This window comes from Methanoculleus methanifontis (assembly GCF_030464365.1).
GTDB classification, from domain to species: Archaea; Halobacteriota; Methanomicrobia; order Methanomicrobiales; family Methanoculleaceae; genus Methanoculleus; species Methanoculleus methanifontis.
The window spans coordinates 56726-77939 of record NZ_VCYI01000004.1 but is presented as its reverse complement, the minus strand read 5'-3'; the positions used below and the strand labels follow the sequence as shown (position 1 = coordinate 77939).

Below are 21214 nucleotides of genomic sequence, written 5' to 3'. Positions count from 1 at the left end.
CTGGAGGAACACGGAACCGCAACGGCTATCCTCTGGCACCCAGCAGCCCTATTGCCCTCCGGGCACGCTTTTGGGGCCGGGATACGACGGCAATCGGGGTTCCCGGCCCCCGCGGGATACCGTACGCGGTGTCACCGTTCAAGGCGTCAACGTTCCCCCATATACCTTTTCTGTGACAAACATCGAACTGTCGTGGCTGTACCCGGGCCGTCTCCTTCTCCTGACATGCCCTCGTTGTTCCATCTCCCGGCAGTACGGCCGATATCCAGTGGAAATGTACCTCAGTCCCCGGATCGCGGGTATGAGTGCGTACCCCGGTAAGAATCCTGCATACCTCCCCCAAATATCGAAACCCGGTGGAATAATCGGCCTGCCTCTGATGCAGCCCCTCCCGGGAGCGAAAGTGCGCGCCCGTCTATCATCGGATATCCGTCCGCATGAACCGCGTGTCTGCGACGGCAAAGACGACGACGGGGTAGAGGATCAGCGCCACCACGCTCGACCATATCTCGCTGAGTGTATCTTCAAGGGTCGCCCCGGGGAGGCGTGAATCCTCAGGATCAGGATGCTCCTCAGGGAGCGTCCTTTGAGCATCGTCAGGTGCGCGTCCGGTGAACCGTCGTGCCCGGGAGTTGCGTTCGTCGGGAGCAGGCGCGGAAGAGGTTCAAGAGATCTGGTTTTTCTTGTATCGGTTGGTTCCCGGGGGACCGTCCGGCATGCCGGGGAGCGAGGTACTACGGTCCTACGGTTACGGCATCGCGGAAGAGTTCTGAGCGACTCCTTCCGTTTCGCCCAACCACTGTCCTCGTGCAGAAGCGGCCATCGTTCACACCGGTGAGATAACGCCACCCTGTGCCGCGTTGGTAAAAAGATGTGGTGAAGGGACGTTTTTTTTATCGCGATGATGGCCGTCGTTGCCGGTGATCGGACGGGATGCGGCGGCGCACCCCGCCCCGGGATCCCTTCACCGGCAGAGCGGCGTGAGTTTCTCGATCAGCCGCTCCACCTGCCGGACGGCCGTCCCGATGTAGGCGTCCGGGTCGAGGAGTGCGTTGAGTTCCTCGCGGGTGACGAACGCCGTGACCTCGGGCCGCTCGCCGAGCACCTCGGCGAGATCGCGGTCTTCGGCGAGGGCCTGCATGCTCGCCGTCCGCATCGCTTCGTGGGCCTCCTGCCGGCTCATGCCCCGCTTCGTGAGGTCGATCATCACCGACTCGGCGAGGTTCACGCCCCGGAGCAGCATCAGGTTCTTCCGGATGTTTGCCTTGTTGAACTCGAGGCCATCCATCACGCCGATCATCACGTTGAGGATATGGTCGGCGAGCACCGACGCCTCGGGGAAGAGCACCCGTTCGGGGGAGGAGTTCGTCAGGTCGCGCTCGTCCCAGAGGACGTTGTTCTGCAGTGCCGGTTCGACCGCGGAGCGCACGATCCGGGCAAGGCCGCAGACCTGCTCGCTCTTGATCGGGTTTCTCTTGTGGGGCATCGTGCTCGAGCCCACCTGCTTCTTCCCGAACGCTTCCGCGAGTTCCCCAATCTCGGAGCGCTGCATCAGCCGGAGTTCAAGCCCGATCTTGTCGAGCGTCGTCGCGATGTTAGCGAGGAGCATGAAGTACTCCGCGTAGCGGTCCCGTGCGATGATCTGGTTCGAGACGTCCACGGCGCCGATCCCGAGGAACTCCATCATCGTCTCCTGGATCTCGATACCGGCATCCCCGAGGGCCGCCTGGGTGCCTACGGCACCGGTGAGCTGCCCGACAACGACCCGGGGTCGCATCTGGCGGAGCCGCTCGATGTGCCGGGAGACCTCGCTCGCCCAGATCGCGAACCGGAGGCCGTAGGTCGTCGGGACGCCGATCTGCCCGTGGGTGCGGCCGGCGCAGACGAGGGTCTTCGTCTCGGCGCTCCGGGCAAGAAGCACACAGAGGAGTTTACCGAGTTTCTCCTCGATGAGCGCAAGGCTCTCGCGGACCTGCAGGGCGGTTGCCGTATCCAGGATGTCGTTCGAGGTCGCGCCGTAGTGAATCCACCGCCCGGCGTCGCCGCAGACCTCGGTGACGGCCTTGACGATCGCCATCATATCGTGGTTGATCTCGGCCTCGATCTCCTTCGCCCGCTCGAGGCGCGCGTCATGCGCAGAGATCGCGATCGTCTCCGCATCCTCGCGGGGGATCATCCCGTGCGCCGCCTCCGCTCGTGCCAGCGCCACTTCGGCCGTGACGATAGCCCGGAAGCGGTTCTCCTCACTCCAGACGGCACGCATCTCCGAAGTGCCGTACCGGTAGTCGATGGGATGGATTGCCATAATGGAGAAGTGTTGGCATTCTCGCTACAAAAAGGGGGTTGCCGCCCCTCTCCCCGTGCCGCGGGGCCCGCCGTCATATCCACTCTTTCTTCCTGAAGTAAAGGAGCATCGCGAACGCGACGCCTACCATGAGGAGGAGGACGAACGGATACCCGAGCGGCGAGTCTTCGAGCGGTATGTCCCTGAGATTCATCCCGTAAAACCCGGTGATGAAGCTTAAAGGAATGAAGATGCTCGCGACGATGGTGAGGATCGTTGTGATCTCGGCGAGCCTGTTGTTCTGGTTCGAGGTATGGAGATCCATCACGCCGGAGAGGGTATCCCTGGTATACTCCGCGACCTCTGCCGCCTGGATGCACCGGTCGTATATATCCCGGAAGTACGGGATCGTCTCCTTCCGGACAAGGCTCAACTCCCGGCTTGCAAGCGCCCCGAGAACCTCGCGTGCCGGGACGGCCGCTCTCCGGATGGTCAGGAGATCTTCTTTGAGTTCGTAGATCTGTTTTAAGGCAAGCGGGTCCGCGGAGGCCAGAACCCTGCCCTGAAGGTCTTCCACCCGGTCGTCGACCGCGTCGAGGATGGCGAGGTAGACGCCCACCATGGCGTCGAGGAGCGTGTAGACGAGAAAATCCGGCCCCGATCCACGGGTGACGCTCAGCTCGTTCCTGAGCCGCTCCCTGACCTGTTCGAAGACCTGGAAGGGCTGCTCGCGGAACGTTATGATGTAGTTCTCCCCGAAGATCAGGCTGACCTGCTCGCTTGCGACCCTGCCGTCTCTCTCCGAGAGCATCCTCGCAATGACGGCGACGTAACTCCCGAACTCCTCCACCTTCGGCCGCTGGTCCGGGGCCGTGATATCCCCCATCGTAAGCGGGTGGATCCCCGCCTGTCTGCCGAGAACCACGAGTTCGTCGCGCTCCGGCACCCCGACGACGTCGATCCAGGTGACCGTCTCCCGGCCGATCCACGACCAGGCCTCGTTGAGTTCGATGCATTCGTGCTCCTCGAGGCGGTCTACTGTGTAGTCGATTACCCGGATCGAGAGTATCCCACAGGTTTTTCCGGCCGCATCACCACCTCCGGACTGCCTGCTCCCGGGAGAAGAGGCGGATACACCCTGCCGGTCCCGGCGAGCCGCCCGGCAGGGGCCACGGACACCTTCTCGGGGAAGGGGCATTCATCCCAAGGTATAAAACATCACTGTCGGGCCGATCACGCGTCTTTGAACGGCCCGCCGTCGTAGACGATGATGTTCTCGGTCGCAATGGCGATACCGTCGGCCGCTTCGACCGCCTCGAGGAGTTTACGGGAGAGGTCGTCTTTCGTGGCCCGCTTCCTCCGGACATCGGTCACGTACCGGATAGAAAAGTCGATCCAGTTGTCGGTGAGGGTCAGGTAGACGGACGGCTCCACCTCTCTCCTCGGCAGGTAGTAACGCATGCCGATCCTCTCGATCTCCTGCTCGGCCCGTCCGGACGTCGCCGCTGTCTCCCGGCGAACGATATCGAGGAAGAGGGAGACCGCCCGCCGCCAGTCCGACCCGTAGGTGATGGGGATAGAGATCTCGTCCCAGACGAAGGTGTGATCCATCGTGTAGTTGAAGACCCTTGATGACAGGACGGCACCGTTCGGGACGACGGCGATCCTGCCCGTGGCCTGATCACCCTTGACGTCGCGGGCGTGGATCTCCAGGATCTTCGTCGCGAGGATCCCGATATCGATCACGTCGCCCATCGTCTCGCTGATCTCGATACGGTCGCCGATCTGGTAGGTGCGCGAGACGATGATCAGGATCCCGCCGACGAAGTTCTTGAAGAGATCCTGGAGCGCGACGGCGATCCCGGCACCGATGATCCCGTAGGCGACGAAGATGTAGTTGGTGTCGATCCAGACCCGGAGGAGGATGACGGCGACGACGACGAACTTTAAGATGGACACCGTTCTCCGAAACGAGTAGCGCTCCCGCTCGTCCTTGATGCGCCGGAGGGTGAGCGACTCGACGACGAGGAAGAAGAAGTAGACGAGGCTGATCGTGAGGGACGTGTAGAAGACGCGTTCGAGGAAGATGTCCGGGTAGAGGAGTGCTGCAAGCAGGAACAGGGCCGTGGCGGTGCCGGAGATCACGATGACGGCGACGGTTCTCAGCGTCGCCCGTCTCTCTTCCTGCCTCTCCGGGTTTCTTCGGTCCGCCTGCATACCCCTCGCCCTGCTGCTCCCGGCGCACGCGGCCTGCTTCTCCCAGCAGCAAGATGGCGCGGGTTTTGACGTTGCGCGATATAATGGTATCCGGGCTTATGGGGCGGGAAAGGGTGGCGGCCGCGGTTCAGATCCACCCTTTCTTCCTGAAGTAGAGGAGCATCGCGACCGCGACCGCCGCCATCGAGGCGAGGGCCAGGGGATAGCCCCAGGGATGGCTGATCTCCGGCATATATGCAAAGTTCATGCCGTAGACCCCGGCGATGAAGGTGAGCGGGATGAAGATAGTGGCGATGATGGTGAGGACCTTCATGATCTCGTTCATCTTGCTGCTCTGGCTCGAGAGGTAGACATCAAGGGTTCCGGACATTGTATCCCGGTAGGTCTCCACCGTCTCGGCGACCTCTATGGTGTGGTCGTAGACGTCCCGGAAGTAGACGAGCGTCTGTTCCCCGATCAGGGACGATTCGCCCCGTTCAAGTTGTGCAACCGCTTCGCGGAGCGGCCAGACCGAGCGTCGGAGCGCTATAAGAGACCGCTTCAAGGCGTAGATTGCCTGCAAGGTCTCCCGGTCGGGGTCCGCCACCACCTCCTCCTCGACCGTCTCGATGCGCTCCCCGAGTTCCTCGATCACGGCGAAGTAACCGTCGACGATCGCGTCCAGCAGAGCATAGAAGAGGTAATCGGCCCCCTCGCTTCGGAGCCGCCCGGCTCCCGCACGCAGCCGCTCCCGGATGCGCTCGAAGACGTCGCCCGGGTGTTCCTGGAAGGATATGACGTAGCCTCTCCCGAGCACCAGGCTGACCTGTTCGCTGTGGAACTCGCCGTCGCCGGGAGCGAGCATCCGGACTGCAACGTAGAGGTAATCACCGTAATCCTCGATCTTCGGCCGCTGGCGGGTGTTCGAGATGTCCTCCAGGGTCAGGGGGTGAATCCCGACGGCATCCCCGACCGCCTGGATCACCTTGGTATCGTGGACGCCGTCGACGTCGATCCAGGTGACCGCCGGACGGCGAGCCGGGAGCCGGATCTCCGGCAGCGTATACGTTCGCTCTTCGAGGTGGGACTCATCGTAATCGATGACTGTGACGGTGACCGGTCGTGAGCGGGGAGTCGTTCCACCCGTCACCCGGTCGTCGTGCAGGCTCATAGGGTATCCGACTGGTTCAGGAGGGTTTATCGAAAATGAAGGGATTTTTGGGCTTCATCTTCTTGTTGCCGCTACCTCATCCTCTCTCTTCGCCTTCGCTGCAGCGCGGCCGATCAGGATGACCGCGATCACCGCGATGATCGTCACGATGACGGCGTACGCAAACAGTGCAACGAGCGAGCCCTGCTCACCGAATATAACCGTGAAGAGTTCCTGGATGGCGCCGTTCCATGCGAGAGCGGCGATCAGGCCGAATGCAGCCGCGAGAAGAGCCGATACCTTTTCAATGACCTCGGTCTTGAAAGACATGTGATTTTTCACCGGCGAGCGATAACTGGAGTGGCATATAATACTTTCGTCACCCCGTCCTGGTCTGCGCTCACCTTCCCTTCCGCCGTTCGGGCAGCACCGCCACCGTTCACTTTCGCCCCGGGCACCCAAACTACATTGACGTAAGACGTCGAACTATATGCAATGGATAGCCTCGACGACTGGTTCCCGTACCGGGAGTACCGGCCCCATCAGCGGGAGATGCTTGAAGCGGCCGCTTCCATCGCACGCGACGGCGGCATCGCCATGATCGATGCGCCGACCGGGAGCGGTAAGTCGAGCGTGGCCGCCGCGCTCCTTGCGGAGAGCCGGGGACGCAAAGTCTTCGTCGCCGTCCGGACCATCAGCCAGCTTGCGACGTTCATGCGCGAGCTTGAGCTCATCCGGAAGAAGCGCGGCAACCTCAAGTTCGCCTACCTCATCGGCAAGTCCAGCATGTGCCCGCTCGGGGGCGAAGGCGATATCTACCGGCGATGCGAGGGCGTCAAATCCTTCTCGACCGCGCTGATGCGGGAGCGGGCCCAGAAGGGATCGCTCGTCCCGGCAAACGATCGCCAGATAAAACAGCAGATCCGCAAGATGGATCCGGAGCACCCGCTCATCTGCCCCTACTTCGTCCACGGCAAATCCTTCGTGGAGCCTGAGGACGGGGGATTGAAGATGATCCCGTCGGCGGCCCTGCGTGTCCGGGCCGAGCGGGTGAGCACCGAACTGATCTGGCCTGACCAGCTCGCCGGGTTCTGCGGCGACATCTGCCCCTACGACACGATGATGCATGCCGCCCGGGACGCCGATGTGGTGCTCGTGAACTTCTATCACCTCTTCGACGACGCCATCCGGGAACAACTCTACCAGTCGCTCGGGATCGAGGGGCACGACGCCCTGCTGCTCATCGACGAGGCCCATAACTGCGGGGACGTCGTCCAGAGCATCGAGAGCGTGACGATCGAGGAGCGCGATGTCGTACAGGCCGGCCACGAACTCTCCGGACGCCGGCGGTCGCCGCAGGCGGACGCTATCGTCCAGATCCTGCCGCAGATCACCCGGTTCATGGAGGCGCTCAAGGGTTCGCATGAGGCCGAGGACTGGTTCGACCCCGCCATCTTCCAGCGGATGATCCTCTCCGGCACGCTCTACCGGAGCATAGAGGAGATCGTGGACGACCTCCTCAAGATCAGCGAGGGGATCCGCGAGAAAAACATGCAGGCGGGAGATTTCCGGGAGAGTGCGATCGAGCGGCTGACCGAGTTCTTCTATCGGATCTTCCGCTCCGCCGCCGACCCGGCCTACCTCACGGTCTACCGCAAAGAGGACGAGGGGGCCGTGGCGCTTGAGGTCAGAAACATCGACCCGAGCACCAAACTCCAGGACATCGCCCAGGCGCACGCCTGCTGCGTTCTGATCTCGGGGACACTCTCCCCCATCGAGAGTTACCGGCGCTACTACTTCGGCGACCTTCCCGTCACGACGATGTCGCTCCCAAACTCTTTCCCCCCGGAGAACCGCCGTATCTTCTGCGCAACCGACATCACCACCGCCTACTCAATGCGCCGGGATAAAGAGAACCTCGCACGAACCGAGGACTACATTACCACGTTTGCCCGCCTCCCGGGCAACCTCGCGGTCTATTTCCCCTCCTACGACCTCCTGAACACCTTCGCGGATCGCTGCGCCCCACGCATCAGGAAGAAGCAGATCTACATCGAGTCCAAGGATACCGCGGCATCGGCTGTGATGCTCCGGGAGTTCATGGCCCTCCCGGGAACCGGCCGCTCGGGCATCCTCTTTGCGGTCTGCGGCGGCAAGTGGAGCGAGGGCCTGGACTACCGTGGCGAGATGCTCTCGGGGGCGCTCGTCATCGGTCTCCCGCTCGCGCCGTTCAACCGCGTCCGCAGGATGGTGATCGACTACTTCCGGATGAAGTTCGGCGAGGAGGGGGAGTTCATCAGTTACACCCTCCCGGCGGTCAACCGCGCCCTGCAGGCGCTCGGCCGGGTGCTCCGGACGCCTGAGGACAGGGGTATGCTCATCCTCGGGGAGAAGAGGTTCCAGGAGCGCCGGGTTCATGCGGGGCTGCCGCCGTGGATGCAGGAGGAGATGACGGCATGCACCGTAGAAGCTTTCAAAAAAGAGGCCAAGAGATGGCGATCCTGACCGGATCGTGCCGGTTCGGCCTCTGGCACGTCCACGTCGCGTGGCAGGACGACCTCGTCTACCGGGTGCGGTTCGCTCGTGACGGCATCCCCGGCCGGGTCCCGGAAGAGATCCTGCGCTACTGTTCCGGGCGGCCGGCGGATCTCTCTTCGCTCAAGAGCGTTGCGACCGAGGGCGACACCACCTTTGCCGGGATTTACCGTGCGGTCCTGACAATCCCCTGCGGGGAGACCGTCACCTACGGCGAGGTTGCCCGGATGGTCGGAACCGCGCCCCGGGCGGTCGGGGCGGCGATGGCCCGGAACCCGACCCCGATCGTGGTGCCCTGTCACCGGGTCGTCGCGAAGACCGGTATCGGCGGGTTCTCCCCTGATCTCGCGATCAAAGAGATCCTGCTTGGTATGGAGCGCCGGGGAGATGTCTGCACGCCGAAAAAGCGAGAAGTTAACAGGTAACTCCGCCATAATATTATTGAAATGAAGATCGTGGTCCTGGGTGCCGGGGCGGTCGGGCTGACCGTTGCCGCAAAGTTGTCCCGCGTCGCGGACGTTCACGCCGTAGCGAGGACGCGGCACGCTGATGCTGTGCAGGAACGGGGCTTTCTGATGACGGGCATATGGGGGGAGGACGCATACCGGTTCAGCTGCTCCGAGGATCTCCCCGACGCGTGGCGGGACGCCGACTACTACATCGTCGCCGCAAAGTCCACCGGCACGGAGGCGATCTGCCGCCAGTTCGCCGACGTCATAGGAGGGCGCGAGGTGGTGAGCCTCCAGAACGGTATCGGGAACGAAGAGATCATCGCGCGGTTCACCGACCGGGTCATCGGCGCCATGATCATCACCGGGTTCGAGTGGCGGGGCGATGCGTCGGTTCACGTCTCTGTGGAGGCGGCGCCCATGAAACTCGGGCGGTTCCCGTCCGGTACAGATGACGCGGTCGAGCGTCTCGCCGCCCTCATCCGGGAGGCCGGTATCCGGGCGGAGGCGACCGCCGGCATCAGGACGGACATCTGGGGCAAGACCCTCTATAACTGCGCGTTAAACCCGCTCGGCGCCCTCATGAACGTCCCTTACGGCGCGCTCGTCGATCCGCACGCATGGGCGGTCGTCACCGGGATTGTGGAGGAGGCTTACCGGGTGGCGGAGGCCGAGGGCGTCCCCCTCCCCTGGGAGACCGCGGAGGCGTACCTGGAGTATCTCCGGACGACCCAGCTCCCAGCGACGGCCGCCCACCACTCGTCGATGCTTCAGGACATCGCCGGCGGGAGGAAGACCGAGATCGACTTCATGAACGGTGCGGTGGCGGCACTCGCCGAAAGGCACGGCATCAAGGCGCCTTATAATGCCTGCATCGCCGAGCTGATCCGTTTCCGGGAGCGGCTCTGACGGCCGGGAGAGAGGAGCATGCGATCTGCGATAGTCCTTGTTGGCGGAGCGGCACAGCGTGCCGGCGGGCGGGAGAAGTACTTCTTTACGTTCAGGGGCAAGACCTTCATCGAACGGCTCACCGACACCCTGAAGGAGGCGGTCGACGAGATCGTGGTCGTTGCGCGGGATCCCGGGCAGTGCGAGCGGTTCGGCAATATCGGGGATATCAGGTGCATATCGGACGTCCGGAGAGGTCTCGGCCCCATCGGCGGCCTGCACGCGGGGGCGCTCGCGGTGCACGGCGATTACGTCTTCGTTGCCGCCTGCGATATGCCCTGCATCCACCCGGGAGTGATCCGGCTGCTCTTCGATGCCGCCGTCGGCTACGATGCCGCCATTCCCTGCTGGAACGCCGATATGCTCGAACCACTCCACGCGGTTTACCGGAGGAGCGCACTGCTCGGCTATCTGGAGGAGCACAAGTCGCTCTCGCTCCGGGCGATGATCTGGAGCCTTAACACCCGGTACGTGTGCGTGGATAAGATTCGCGAGATCGATCCGGGTCTCCTGACGTTTACGAATATCAACAACCTTGAAGACCTGGAGTCGATCGATCCCACGGCAGGACGTGACACTGACAACCTGCGTGATCCTTGCTGAACGTCTCGCGCTGATTTTACGGATGCCTGGCCCATAAGCCGGCAGGATACCGCCCTGCCTGCCGCATCCCTGCGAGCTACCCTTTTTCCCGTGCCCGGGCCGGTGTGTTCCCGGCTCCGGCCCTTGCGATCCCTCAAAATGTTCTACCGGCATTCCCGAAACCGCGGCAACCTTTGCCCGTCCCTGGTTGAGGGCGGGCAGGAACCGCCGAACCGTGCCGGAAGCCGGAGGGGGTAGGTTGCCCGAAAATAATATATACACTCTCTGAGATGTCAGGCCTGATGTCATCGGGGGAAGCGACTCCATCCAGTTCTGCCGTCAGTGCTCGGGCTGATTCCGGGATAACGCCTTTCAGGCGTGAGATCCATGGATGCCGGGCCGGGCGCATTGCGACACTGCTCCTTCTCTTCTGCTGCCTTATCGCTGTCCTGTGTGGGGTTGCCTCCGCGGACGAGGGGGAGTACATTCCCGTCTGGAAACTGGGGGCAAACGGCCCGGTCAGTTCCGTGGCGGTCACGCACGACGGTTCTGCGATCGTTGCCTCTGCGGGTTCGGTGGTGTACCTTCTCGACCAGCAGGGCGATGTCCTCTGGCAAAGCGCCGTCGGTTCACGTGTGAACGGCGTCGGGATATCGCCCGAAGGGTCGCGGGTCGGCGTTGCTGCGGACAAACTCTATCTCTACAGCAGAGATGGAGACCTCATCTGGGCCGAGAAGACGGGTTATATCTACCGGAGCGTTGATATATCGTCAAACGGTGCGTATATCGCAGCTGGATGCGACAACGGTGCGGTATGCATCTTTGATCGAAACCAAAAGCAGCTCTGGGATTATGATATGGGAACCGATAGTTACGCCCTCGCGATATCGGAGAACGGCCGCAGAATAGCGATCGGCTGCGATAACCATGGGGTCTACCTCCTCAATAGCAGGGAAGGGGAGTCCTGGAGTTACGGGACCGGCAAACTGGTGAGGGGCATTGACCTCACCCCGGACGGGCGGTTCGTGGCGGCCGGATCGGGCGACCGGTGCGTCTACTTCTCTACGGGAGAGGGCGAACACCTCTGGAAGTACCCCGTGGGGGACGCCATCTTCTCGACGGCCCTGACGAACGAGGGTAGGAGGATCTTCGCTGCAGCCGGCAGGACGGTCCACGTCCTCGACCGCACGGGAGCCGAGGTCCAGAAGATCGGCTTCGGCGGTCGTGCTGAGTCCGTTGCCGTGACCCCCGACGGGTCGTTCCTTGTCGTCGGGGGCGGCGAGGGCGATCGGTCGATCCATCTCTTCACAAACGATCCGGACCTGGTCGAGGCCTGGAATCCGCCGGAGGGCGTGGTCAATGAGACCGAACCGTCGGGCAACACAACGCCCAGCATGACCGTCCCCCCGGCTCCTGAGGATGCCAGCGCGGATACGGCGGCGGAAGTGAGTGCCGGGGGCCGGGAGGAAGTCCCGATAACCTCAAGGGTGCTTGGGTGGGTGGAGAACATCATCTCCCTTCTCTTCGAGCCCCAGGATGACTTCCTGGCCTGACCCCCTCTTTTCTGGCAGGAGGGGCGCACTAGATCCGGTGCCTGCTCCCGCTCGCGTCACGCGCGTAATGCCCGAACTCGCTATCGAGCAGGACATCGCCGGAGAAGACGGGGCCGTCCCTGCAGACCCGCAGGCCGTGCGGGTCGGTGCAACACGAACCGCAGAGGCCGACCCCGCACTTCATGTAGCGGTGGAGTGAGAACAGCCCCCGCTCGGCACACCCTTCACGGTCGAGGACGGCGAGCACCGCCGTCATCATGATCTCGGGCCCGCAGACACAGATGTGGTTGAAGTCGGCGAGATCCACCCGTGCCATGAGTTCCGTCACGAACCCGTGATGGCCGGCGGTGCCGTCGTCGGTCGCGACCATCAGCGTCGCCGCATCGCGTATCCTCTCCGCGAAGAGGAGCTCGGAGGCCGTCCTGGCGCCGAGGAGGAAGGTGTCCACCTGCCCTGCTGTGACCAGCGGCAGCAGCGGGGAGGCCCCGACGCCGCCGCCGACGGCAAGCGTTCTGCCGGAGACGGGAAACCCGTTCCCATAGGGCCCCCTGACACCGATCCGGTCGCCCTCGTGCATCGCAAAGAGCGCGGCGGTCGCGTCGCCGACTTTCTGGACGGTGATCGAGGACGGGGAGGAGAGGGCCATCGGGACCTCGTCCACGCCTGGCACCCAGACCATCACGAACTGGCCCGGCCGCGCTGCAATCTCGCGGTCAAAGACGAACGTTCTGATCGACGGCGTCTCCTCCACGATATCCGTTATCACAACCCCTGCGGGCATCTGCTCATGCATGGGCGCACCCCACGATCTCGCCCGCGTCGATGCCGTCGCTGCTGTAAAGTTCGTCTGCGATCGCAGCAAAGATCCCGATGTCGTCGATGATGGCGCTCCCGATCTCGACGGCGCTGGCTCCTGCCATCATCATTTCGACGACGTTGTCGGCGGTGGAGACCCCGCCGCACCCGACGATGGGGATGGAGCACGCCTCGTAGAGGTCGTAGACGCACCGAACCGCGACGGGGAAGATGGCTTTACCCGAGAGTCCGCCGAACCGGTTCCCGAGCACTGGCCGGCGGAGCGCCGTCGAGATCCGCATCGCTTTCACGGTGTTGACCGCGACGATCGCGTCCGCCCCGCCGCGCTCCGCTGCCGCCCCGATCTCGGCGATATCGGCGACGTTCGGGGTGAGTTTCACCCAGGTCGGAACCCCGAGGGAGGCTACGGCCCGGGTACACTCCTCCACGAGAGCCGGGTCGCTCCCGATGGCTGCCCCGTAGCCCTCCGCGTGGGGGCAGGAGAGATTCAACTCGAGCCCGGATGCCGTACCGGCGAACCACCCGGCGACCGTCCGGAACTCCTCCGGCGTCCCCGCAAAGATGCTCACGATCACCGGTTCCCCTTGAAGGGCGGCCAGTTCGTCCTTGAACGCGGCCGAGGGGTTCGGAAGGCCCATGGCGTTGATGATGCCGCCGTCGACCACGACCAGACAGGGCCCGGGATGCCCCTCTTTCGGGCTCGGGCCGATGGATTTCGTGACCACGCCGCCCGCACCGTTCGCGAGAATGCGGGCGAGCGACGCCCCGGTGGTACCGAGGATACCGGCCGCGAGCAGCAGGTGGTTCCTCAACCGGATGCCGCCGACCTCGATGGGGCCTGGATAAAGCGCAACCATTGAAAAAAGGTAGGAGTAGAGTATTATTATACTCTCGCGCCAAGTGTACTAACAGGAAAAAATGTGCTCCGCTCTCCGGAGCCCGGGTACCGGCACGGGAGGCGGTAAAGAGGCTCTTTTCCCCGCCGGATTGTTATTCTCCGTGCTGTCAGGGGCCTCTTTGCGCGCACAATATGTACGATAACTCTGATCAGGATCGATACTATGACCTCGCTTGCAATCTTGGGCGTCGGAAAAGTGGGGGGTGAGACGGCGTTTCTCTCCGCCGCGCTTGGTCTCGCAGACGAGATCGTCGTCTACGACGTATACGACCCCCTCCTCCGGGCGCAGGTGCTCGACCTGCAGCACACGGGTATCGACATCGCGGTCTCCACCAAAACGGCGGCAATGCGGGATGCCGATATATTCGTCTTTGCGGCGGGCACCCCGAGGACACCGGATATCAAGACCCGGGCCGACCTTCTCGAGGCCAACATCCCGGTAGCGAAGCGGTGCAGCGAGCTCCTGCAGGAGTTCCCCGGGATTGTCATCTCCGTCACGAACCCGATGGATGCGAACAACTACGGCCTCTGGAAGATGATGGGCAGCGACAGGCGCCGGTGCATCGGTTTCGGCGGCCAGCTCGACAGTGCGCGATTTGCCGGCTTCCTCCACGAAGCGGGGATCAGCGGGCCTGCCTGGGTGCTCGGGGAGCACGGCGATCGCCAGGTGCCGGTTTTCTCGAAGACCGGCAGGGATGTTGATTCCAGAGAGCGGGAAGCAATCCTCTCCCGCATGCGGGGGGCGAGCATGGAGGTGATCCGCGGCAAGGGCGGTACGGTCTTCGGGCCCGCATACCATATCGCCATGCTGATCCGGGCGATCCTCGACGACCGGCGGGAAGTGCTCCCCTGCTCATGCGTGCTCGACGGCGAATACGGTCTTTCCGGCTGTTCCCTCGGCGTCCCCGCCCGGATAGGCCGCGAGGGTATTCTCGGCATCGAGGAGTGGGAACTCGATGACTGGGAGTCCGCGAAGATGGCGGAGGCGGGAGCGTTCGTGCGGGATCTCTGCAGGAGATTCGATGGTTGACCGGGTGCTTGAGTCCGGCATGAGCGTTCCGGCAACGCTGGAGGACTTCGGGAAGATCCGTGTCGGTATTCATCAAGTGGAGTACGGTAACGTCGGTGCCGATACCCCGGTCGTTTATATCTTCGGTCGGGACGCATCTGGAAAGGCCATTCAAGTTAGGGTGAGCGGTTTTCGGCCCTATTTCTATGCGCCTGCCGATCAGGTGGATGGCAGATCTCTCCCGCAGGAGATCGTCGGCGTTGAAGAGAATACGACCTACCGCTCTATCCAGGCCGTTCCCCTCCGGCGGCTCTACACCCGGCGTCCCGGCGATGTCCGTGCCGTCCGCGATGTCTTTTCGCAGCACTATGAGGCTGATATCCCGTTTACCACCCGATTCATGATAGACTGCGGTCTTACCGCCGGTGTCGAATTGCCTGCCGATGCAGTTGAATCGTTCGATGGTGCCTTTGAGATCGAGTGTCGCGAACTCGCGCCGGCCGAGATCAAGGCTCCGGCCCGCACCTGCATCATGGATATCGAGTGCGTGGACGAGCAGGGGTTCCCCGAACCTGAGCGCGACCCGATCATCTGCGTCACCTGCTGGGACTCGTTCGACGACGACTACACGACGCTCCTCTGGCAGCCCGGCGAGGCGGCGGCCGACGTGCCCGACCTCTCTGTCAACGAGCGGCACCGGGTCGTCCGGTACCCGGATGAGGTCTCGATGCTCAAGGGGCTCGTCGATTACGTCAAAGAACGCGACCCCGATATCCTCTCAGGCTGGAACTTCGTGGAGTTCGACATCCCTTACATCGTGAAACGGATGGGGGCGCTCGATCTTAAGGCCGAGGGTCTCGCCCGTATCCCCGGGCAGACCGAGCGAAACGCCGTCCGTGGACGGTCGATCTTCGATCTCCTCGGCGCTTACCGGAAGATGCACCAGGCCCAGAAGGAGTCGTACCGGCTCGATGCGATCGCCGAAGATGAACTCGGGGTGACGAAGGTCCGCTACACCGGGACGATCACCGAGCTCTGGCGGTCTGACCCGAAACGGCTCGTGGAGTACAACTACCGCGACGTCGAACTCTGCGTCGGGATCGACCGGAAAAATAACATCATCGAGTTTTACCGGGAGATCGCCCGGTACGTCGGGTGCCCGCTCGACCGAACGCTGAACTCCTCAAACGTCATCGACATCTTCGTTCTCCGGAAGGCGTCGGGCAGGTTCGTTCTCCCATCAAAAGGGCTCGCCGCCGGGGACGAGTTCGAGGGGGCGACCGTCTTTGAGCCCGCCACCGGTCTCCGGGAGAACGTGGTTGTTCTCGACCTGAAATCGCTCTACCCGATGGCGATGATGACGATCAACGCCTCGCCCGAGACGAAGAACCCTGACGGCGAACTGCGGGCGCCGAACGGTATCCGGTTCTCCCGGGAGCCGGATGGGTTGACACGGAGCATCATCGCGGAACTCCTCGAGGAGCGGGACGAACGCAAGCACCTCCGAAACCTTTACCCTTTCGGGTCGCCGGAGTACGTCCTCTACGACCTCCAGCAGAACGTCCTGAAGGTGATCATGAACTCCTACTATGGGGTCTCGGGCTATACCCGGTTCAGGCTCTACGACCGTGAGATCGGGTCGGCCGTCACCTCGGTCGGCCGGGCGATCATCGGGCACACCCGGGATATCATCACGGGGCTTGGGTACACCGTCCTCTACGGCGACACCGACTCCTGCATGGTCGAGGTCCCGCCGGGGAACCTCGAAGAGACCATCACACGGGCGAGGGAGATCGAGGCGGAGCTGAACGCGGGCTACGGCGACTTTGCGAAAGCTGAACTGAACGCCGATATGCACTACTTCTCCATCAAGTTCGAGAAGGTTTACCGCCGCTTCTTCCAGGCCGGCAAGAAGAAGCGCTACGCCGGGCACCTGGTCTGGAAGGAGGGCAAGGACGTCGACGAGGTCGATGTCGTCGGCTTTGAGATCCGGCGCAGCGACTCCCCACAGATCACGCGGGAGGTGCAACGTGCCGTCATCGAGATGATCCTGCGCGGGGACGCGTTCAGCGACGTGCAGGCATACCTGCGCGACGTCATCAGGAAATACCGGCGTGGTGAGTACTCCCTCGACGAAACCGGCATTCCGGGTGGGATCGGGAAAAACCTGGATAGTTACGAGAACGCCGACGCCCACATCCGGGGCGCCAAGTACTCGAACGAGCATCTCGGAACCGACTTCAAGCGGGGCAGCAAGCCCAAACGGATCTACATAAAGACCGTCACGGCGAAATACCCGCGAACGGACGTGGTCTGCTTCGAGTACGCCGATCAGGTGCCGCCGGAGTTCGTCGTCGACTGGGAGACGATGCTCGAGAAGACGCTCAAAGGCCCCATCTCACGGATCATTGAGCCGCTCGGGTGGGACTGGCACGACGTCGATCCCTCAAGGACGACGCTCTTTGACTTCGGGATGTGAGAAAAGTTTTGAGGGGCCGCGTTACGCGAGCCCCCTTCTCGCGCGCTCCTCCTCGAGGAACGCGCTCTTCTCGATGTTCTTCGCCCAGGCGATGCGACCGCCGACGATCTGCCAGTTGCCCATCTCCAGGACGTCGACTCCCTCGGGAACCTCCGGGACGGCTGCCCCGCCCGGCACGACGAGAACAGCCCTGTCGGCTTTGCCGGCGCTTGCGGCTGCCGCAAGCGCCTCGATGGTGCCTGCCGGGACACTGGGGGTCATCTTCACGTTCACGAGCACCCGTTCCGTCTTGCCGGCAACCCGGCGGGAGACCAGACCCTCCGGCTGTGCACTGCCGGCAGGGGACCATGCGAACTGCCACCCGTCCTGGGGAGAGAACCGCCGGGCGAGGGCTTTCTGAACATCAAGATACGTAGAATCCTTTATGCCACCCATATCAATAGCCTCTACTTTACTGTATGGTTACGGTCGGATATAAGCGTTATAGTTCTTTCATCTTCTCGCGCATTCGATGGCAGTGCCAGCGTTTTCCCTTCTCCAGGACCTGTACGGTGCTGAGAACCTACGTCGATCCGGGCGGCGCGTCAGGAAAACACGGAGGAACACTTTTATCCTACCACTGATATTATGCACCGGGGTTTGTTAGTATGGCAGAGGCAACGCAGACAGAGGCCGGGGTTGTGGAAGCGTACGAGAGGCTGGCCCGTCAGGTGCTGGATCGGCCGGAGAGCATTCCGAGCTCCATCCACAACCTCCTCCTGAAACTGGCGGAGACGCACCCGGGAGCAGTCTACTGGATCGTCCGGAAGTTTTACCAGGAGTATCTCCGGCTCTACGTCTCCGATACCGGCTACATCGGTATCGCCGATCGCTACGAGCCGGAACTGATGTACCCGGGTGATATCGTCCTTTACATGGTGCCCGAGAGCCCGCAGCCGGGCGACGTCGTCCAGATCTCCTTCACCGACAAGGACGATGTGAGCGTCTACGTCATCCACGCCCGGGTCGTCGGGTGCAACGACGACCGGTCGGTACAGGTGGCGGATACCAGCACCGGGGAAGAGTACCGGGTCGTCGACTGGAACATTCTCGGAAAACTTGTCAGGGTCATCCCGTTCGGCTCCGGGGAGTGGCAGGAACTCTTTGCGGCGTCGGGCGTCCCGAAAGAGTGGATGGCAACCTCGGTCGAGGAGAACATTCGTTCCGTCCAGGATTCGGATGTTTCCGGGAAGGACGAGGCGATCACCGAACTCAAACGCCGCCTTGCGGATCTGGTGTAGCGGGGACGGTTCCGGGGCGCAATTCTCCTGGATGGCTGGCGGATCGGCTTTCCTGTCGGCTGTGACCGCCGCCGCTCCGATATCGCCATCCCTTTTGCACGAACATTTTTGAGGTGGAGCGATCTATCGGGCCGTATGAAGCATCTGGCAGTGCTGATCCTCGGCCTGCTGCTCATCCCGTCCGGGGCTCAGGCGCTCACGTTTCTCGGCGGGGACCAGCAGGTGATCGATACCGCCATCCCCGACGATGTGGTTGCCTCGGGCGGGTCCGTGACCGTCAACGCTCCCGTAGACAGCCTGACGGTCGCCGGCGGCATGGTGACGGTGGATGCGCCGGTCGCCGGCGACGTCATCGCCGCGGGAGGCACCCTGGTCATCAACGGGAATGTCGGCGGGAAGGTGCTTGCCGCCGGAGGCGAGATCGAATTGAACGGGAACGCGACGAACGCCCTCATCACCGGGGGAACGGTCACAATTGGGGAGAATGCTGTCATAGAGCGCGACGCGTTCATCTCGGCGGGGGAGGTCACCAACGCAGGATCGGTTCTCCGCAACCTGACGGTGTCGGGCGCGACGTTCAACAACCCCGGTACGGCCGGGAACGTGACGTTCGAGGAGCCGCCGGAGCCCGGGCTGCTGCCCGACCTCTTCTCGGTGTTCTTCGCCATCGGGTTCCTGATCCTCGGGCTTCTCCTCATCCGGGGATTCCCCGATCTGTTTGCGGCGGTGGTCGGGCAGGTCAAGAAGAACCCGGTTCTCCTGACGGTTCTTGGGTTCGTCGCGATCATCGTATCGGTGATCATCCTCGTCATCGTCGCAATCACGGTCATCGGCCTCCCCATCGCGCTCGTAGCGGGGTTGCTCTTCATCGTCGCCTTGATGCTCTCGTCGCTCTTTGTCGCATACGCCCTCGGGGACATCATCGCTTCCCGGGCAGGGTGGGAGACGGGACGTTCGTGGATATTTGTTCTGGGGTTCGTGATCCTGCAGATCCTCTTCTTCATCCCGCTGCTCGGGGCGATCGTCCAGATTATCGCGGTCAGTCTTGGTTACGGGGGATTGCTCTACGCGCTCAGGAGTTTCTGCCCGTTCCGTGCCGGTGGGGGGGAGGCGTAGTATCTTTTTTTGGCCGAATGCCCTCAGTCCGGCAGATTCACCGCAACCTTGCTAATATCATAGGGTTTTTCCGGGGACGTTATCGGCATGCGGAATCGCCGGTGGTACTTGCTACCTGCTATACCCCATTTACGGATTTCGAGGGGGTATCGCCATGGGGGGTGGGGACAAAGGGGAGTGCGAGCGCAGCGAGCATGAGAAACTCGAAGAGTTTCGAGGGGGGTCTCCCCCCTCCCCTGAAACCCCTCCCCCAGACGCGATAGCCACCACGGTCCAGTTGATCGGGTTTTTATCGAGCTCTTACTGCTCTGAGGTGCTATCGAAGAGCCCGTTCTGCAATCGGTTCCTGTTTTCTCTTCTCGCCTGTGATGATAACGGTAACTATACCTGAGTGCCGGCAGGAGGAGTAACTCCTGCTTACATATCCGCCACTCTGCCCCCTTCTCCCCCCGAACACCCGACCGGCTCGATCCGCGTCCCCGGCAGGACGACCAGGTTGTAGGCGCCGTGGTCGCGGTTGAACCGGACGAGAATCCCGTAGAGCCGGACGATATCGCCGTAGGGGAGACCTTCGAGCGCGTCGCGGTTCGTGCCGCGGAGGGTTGCCGGGACGACGGCATACGTTGGGTCCGCAGGCGTCCCGTCGCAGACCTTGTAGACCTTCGTCCGGTTATCCCCGAGGTTGCCGGACATCAGCGCGGCGACGACGTTGATCTTTTTGTCGCGGTGACGGCGGAGGTGGGAGAGCCGGGCGAACTTCGCTCCCGGCGGGACGTGGTAGGCGTGCTGCGTTTTTGTATCCTTTCGCAGGAGTGCCGATGAGTATTTGATATCGACGTTCACGAACCGGTAGCCGTCTTTCCGCGCTGCAAGGCGCTCCATGAGCCGGGTCGGCCGGATGTCGCCCTTCTGCTCGAACGTCCAGCACCGGGTGGGGTTGCAGGCGGTTCCCCGGATGAACGAGCAGGGACTGTAGATAGCAAGGCCGCGCTCCGCGATCGCCCGTACGGTCTGCCGCATAGTGGTGGAGTTCGCGAGATCGGCGGGCTCCACGACGACGATCGTCCCGTCTGGCGCGAGCTGTTCGGCAAGGCCGGTGACAAGGTCGGCGCGCCGGTCGATATCGAGGTGGCGGAGTTCGTTTAAGACGTTCGAGAAGACCATGAGGTCTATCCGGTCGGGCAGGTTCCCGGCCTCGAGCGCCCCGATATCGGCGCGGATGGGCTTTTCCACCCGCACGGCGTTACCTCGCGCCACGGCAGCGGCCGGGACGAGGGCGTTGTAGGCCTCGAGGTGCTCCTCCGATTGCTCGACGGCGTAGACATCCGCGGAACCGTTCCCGAGCCGTCCGAGAAGGTCGATGACGGCGAGCGGCACGACTCCCGGCCCGGTGCCGAGATCGAGGATGCGCATATGGGGTTTTGCGAGCCCCTGGTGGATGATCTGCCAGAGGATGTGCTCAAACTGCACCAGGTAGACCGGCGCGTGGTAGGCCAGGTAGCCGAGAACCTGGTAGGCCTTCCGGTAACTCACCCGCCTCTCCTTCCAGTAGCGGCTCTTCTGGGCAAGGATGGCGTTACGCATCCGGTCGAGCACGACCGGGTCGTCCCGGGACTTGGCGGTCTTCTTCTCGATGTAGGACTCGACCAGACGCTGGATATAGTCCGGAACCTCCGGCTTCTCGAAGAACGCGAGCTGTCGCTCGCGCCCGGCATCGTCGACCGCTAACGGCCCTTCGACGCTACCCTGCTCACTCATGGCATACCAGCTCGGCAGGATGGGTAATACAGGTTGCGGGCGCCAAAAGGTGCTTCATGTTTCGCGCCTTCGCGTGAGCCAAAGGTTTTGAGACTCGGATTGGGTCTCACGCGAAGCCGCGAAGGGCGCGAAGGGGCATATGAAACGCCTGGATGCGGTTG

The 21214-nt window shown here is 62.8% G+C and carries 18 protein-coding genes; 9 read left to right on the top strand and 9 right to left on the bottom strand.

What is annotated here, in order from left to right; all coding sequences use genetic code 11:
• Positions 1 to 964 precede the first annotated feature (964 nt).
• The 5 genes from purB to FGW20_RS04175 form a co-directional block, all read right to left on the bottom strand.
• Positions 965 to 2305: an adenylosuccinate lyase gene (gene purB, locus FGW20_RS04195; RefSeq protein ID WP_301676841.1), complete on the bottom strand. Its 1341-nt coding sequence runs from the start codon at positions 2303 to 2305 to the stop codon at positions 965 to 967.
• 73 nt (positions 2306 to 2378) lie between these two features.
• On the bottom strand, positions 2379 to 3482 hold the full coding sequence (gene corA / locus FGW20_RS04190) for a magnesium/cobalt transporter CorA (protein ID WP_301676840.1): 1104 nt from the start codon (positions 3480 to 3482) through the stop codon (positions 2379 to 2381).
• Positions 3483 to 3517: 35 nt separating this feature from the next.
• On the bottom strand, positions 3518 to 4501 hold the full coding sequence (locus FGW20_RS04185; protein WP_301676839.1) for a mechanosensitive ion channel family protein: 984 nt from the start codon (positions 4499 to 4501) through the stop codon (positions 3518 to 3520).
• A 127-nt stretch (positions 4502 to 4628) separates the two neighbouring features.
• Positions 4629 to 5651, bottom strand: a complete 1023-nt coding sequence (gene corA, locus FGW20_RS04180) for a magnesium/cobalt transporter CorA (protein WP_301676838.1) — start codon at positions 5649 to 5651, stop codon at positions 4629 to 4631.
• Positions 5652 to 5705: 54 nt separating this feature from the next.
• Positions 5706 to 5972 carry a DUF5654 family protein gene (locus FGW20_RS04175; protein WP_301676837.1) on the bottom strand — a complete coding sequence of 89 codons (267 nt, stop codon included), beginning with the start codon at positions 5970 to 5972 and terminating at the stop codon, positions 5706 to 5708.
• Positions 5973 to 6125: 153 nt separating this feature from the next.
• On the opposite strand from FGW20_RS04175, the gene FGW20_RS04170 reads away from it, so the two are divergent.
• The 5 genes from FGW20_RS04170 (at position 6126) to FGW20_RS04150 (ending at position 11697) form a co-directional block, all read left to right on the top strand.
• Complete coding sequence (locus tag FGW20_RS04170) at positions 6126 to 8135, top strand: ATP-dependent DNA helicase (protein ID WP_301676836.1); 2010 nt, start codon at positions 6126 to 6128, stop codon at positions 8133 to 8135.
• Positions 8123 to 8590: a methylated-DNA--[protein]-cysteine S-methyltransferase gene (locus FGW20_RS04165; protein WP_301676835.1), complete on the top strand. Its 468-nt coding sequence runs from the start codon at positions 8123 to 8125 to the stop codon at positions 8588 to 8590. Before FGW20_RS04170 ends, FGW20_RS04165 begins: the two co-directional genes overlap by 13 nt.
• Positions 8591 to 8611: 21 nt before the next feature.
• Entirely contained in the window at positions 8612 to 9523 is a 912-nt protein-coding gene (locus FGW20_RS04160) for a ketopantoate reductase family protein (protein ID WP_301676834.1), read from the top strand.
• Positions 9524 to 9541: 18 nt separating this feature from the next.
• A complete protein-coding gene (mobA, locus tag FGW20_RS04155) occupies positions 9542 to 10165 on the top strand; it encodes a molybdenum cofactor guanylyltransferase (protein ID WP_301676833.1) in 624 nt (207 codons plus the stop codon).
• A 281-nt stretch (positions 10166 to 10446) separates the two neighbouring features.
• A complete protein-coding gene (locus tag FGW20_RS04150; RefSeq protein ID WP_301676832.1) occupies positions 10447 to 11697 on the top strand; it encodes a WD40 repeat domain-containing protein in 1251 nt (416 codons plus the stop codon).
• Positions 11698 to 11725: 28 nt separating this feature from the next.
• Here the strand turns inward: FGW20_RS04150 and FGW20_RS04145 are convergent, their stop codons facing one another.
• Positions 11726 to 12490: a dihydroorotate dehydrogenase electron transfer subunit gene (locus FGW20_RS04145; protein ID WP_301676831.1), complete on the bottom strand. Its 765-nt coding sequence runs from the start codon at positions 12488 to 12490 to the stop codon at positions 11726 to 11728.
• Positions 12483 to 13370, bottom strand: coding sequence for a dihydroorotate dehydrogenase (locus FGW20_RS04140; RefSeq protein WP_301676830.1), 888 nt, complete (start codon positions 13368 to 13370; stop codon positions 12483 to 12485). The genes FGW20_RS04145 and FGW20_RS04140 overlap by 8 nt, the downstream gene beginning before the upstream one ends.
• Before the next feature lie 204 nt (positions 13371 to 13574).
• Between FGW20_RS04140 and FGW20_RS04135 the strand changes: the two genes are divergently transcribed.
• Both FGW20_RS04135 and FGW20_RS04130 read left to right on the top strand, forming a co-directional pair.
• Positions 13575 to 14441, top strand: coding sequence for a malate dehydrogenase (locus FGW20_RS04135; protein ID WP_301676829.1), 867 nt, complete (start codon positions 13575 to 13577; stop codon positions 14439 to 14441).
• A 19-nt stretch (positions 14442 to 14460) separates the two neighbouring features.
• On the top strand, positions 14461 to 16899 hold the full coding sequence (locus FGW20_RS04130; protein WP_301676948.1) for a DNA-directed DNA polymerase: 2439 nt from the start codon (positions 14461 to 14463) through the stop codon (positions 16897 to 16899).
• A gap of 21 nt (positions 16900 to 16920) precedes the next feature.
• On the opposite strand, the gene FGW20_RS04125 is transcribed toward FGW20_RS04130, so the two are convergent.
• Complete coding sequence (locus FGW20_RS04125) at positions 16921 to 17334, bottom strand: hypothetical protein (RefSeq protein ID WP_301676828.1); 414 nt, start codon at positions 17332 to 17334, stop codon at positions 16921 to 16923.
• A gap of 212 nt (positions 17335 to 17546) precedes the next feature.
• On the opposite strand from FGW20_RS04125, the gene FGW20_RS04120 reads away from it, so the two are divergent.
• Positions 17547 to 18179: a hypothetical protein gene (locus FGW20_RS04120; protein ID WP_301676827.1), complete on the top strand. Its 633-nt coding sequence runs from the start codon at positions 17547 to 17549 to the stop codon at positions 18177 to 18179.
• Positions 18180 to 18314: 135 nt separating this feature from the next.
• On the top strand, positions 18315 to 19295 hold the full coding sequence (locus tag FGW20_RS04115) for a DUF8173 domain-containing protein (protein ID WP_301676826.1): 981 nt from the start codon (positions 18315 to 18317) through the stop codon (positions 19293 to 19295).
• Between the two features lie 417 nt (positions 19296 to 19712).
• Here FGW20_RS04115 and FGW20_RS04110 read toward each other — a convergent pair whose 3' ends face one another.
• Positions 19713 to 21053 carry a small ribosomal subunit Rsm22 family protein gene (locus tag FGW20_RS04110; RefSeq protein ID WP_301676825.1) on the bottom strand — a complete coding sequence of 447 codons (1341 nt, stop codon included), beginning with the start codon at positions 21051 to 21053 and terminating at the stop codon, positions 19713 to 19715.
• Positions 21054 to 21214 lie beyond the last annotated feature (161 nt).

Excerpts from the sequence above, each read along its gene's own strand:
- FGW20_RS04170 (WP_301676836.1), top strand. The coding sequence starts at position 6,126 with ATGGATAGCCTCGACGACTGGTTCCCGTACCGGGAGTACCGGCCCCAT.
- FGW20_RS04115 (WP_301676826.1), top strand. The coding sequence starts at position 18,315 with ATGAAGCATCTGGCAGTGCTGATCCTCGGCCTGCTGCTCATCCCGTCC.
- FGW20_RS04185 (WP_301676839.1), bottom strand. The coding sequence starts at position 4,501 with ATGCAGGCGGACCGAAGAAACCCGGAGAGGCAGGAAGAGAGACGGGCG.
- FGW20_RS04125 (WP_301676828.1), bottom strand. The coding sequence starts at position 17,334 with ATGGGTGGCATAAAGGATTCTACGTATCTTGATGTTCAGAAAGCCCTC.
- FGW20_RS04130 (WP_301676948.1), top strand. The coding sequence starts at position 14,461 with ATGAGCGTTCCGGCAACGCTGGAGGACTTCGGGAAGATCCGTGTCGGT.
- corA (WP_301676838.1), bottom strand. The coding sequence starts at position 5,651 with ATGAGCCTGCACGACGACCGGGTGACGGGTGGAACGACTCCCCGCTCA.
- mobA (WP_301676833.1), top strand. The coding sequence starts at position 9,542 with ATGCGATCTGCGATAGTCCTTGTTGGCGGAGCGGCACAGCGTGCCGGC.
- FGW20_RS04140 (WP_301676830.1), bottom strand. The coding sequence starts at position 13,370 with ATGGTTGCGCTTTATCCAGGCCCCATCGAGGTCGGCGGCATCCGGTTG.
- FGW20_RS04120 (WP_301676827.1), top strand. The coding sequence starts at position 17,547 with ATGGCAGAGGCAACGCAGACAGAGGCCGGGGTTGTGGAAGCGTACGAG.
- purB (WP_301676841.1), bottom strand. The coding sequence starts at position 2,305 with ATGGCAATCCATCCCATCGACTACCGGTACGGCACTTCGGAGATGCGT.
- FGW20_RS04150 (WP_301676832.1), top strand. The coding sequence starts at position 10,447 with ATGTCATCGGGGGAAGCGACTCCATCCAGTTCTGCCGTCAGTGCTCGG.
- FGW20_RS04160 (WP_301676834.1), top strand. The coding sequence starts at position 8,612 with ATGAAGATCGTGGTCCTGGGTGCCGGGGCGGTCGGGCTGACCGTTGCC.
- FGW20_RS04145 (WP_301676831.1), bottom strand. The coding sequence starts at position 12,490 with ATGCATGAGCAGATGCCCGCAGGGGTTGTGATAACGGATATCGTGGAG.
- FGW20_RS04135 (WP_301676829.1), top strand. The coding sequence starts at position 13,575 with ATGACCTCGCTTGCAATCTTGGGCGTCGGAAAAGTGGGGGGTGAGACG.
- corA (WP_301676840.1), bottom strand. The coding sequence starts at position 3,482 with ATGCCCCTTCCCCGAGAAGGTGTCCGTGGCCCCTGCCGGGCGGCTCGC.
- FGW20_RS04110 (WP_301676825.1), bottom strand. The coding sequence starts at position 21,053 with ATGAGTGAGCAGGGTAGCGTCGAAGGGCCGTTAGCGGTCGACGATGCC.
- FGW20_RS04165 (WP_301676835.1), top strand. The coding sequence starts at position 8,123 with ATGGCGATCCTGACCGGATCGTGCCGGTTCGGCCTCTGGCACGTCCAC.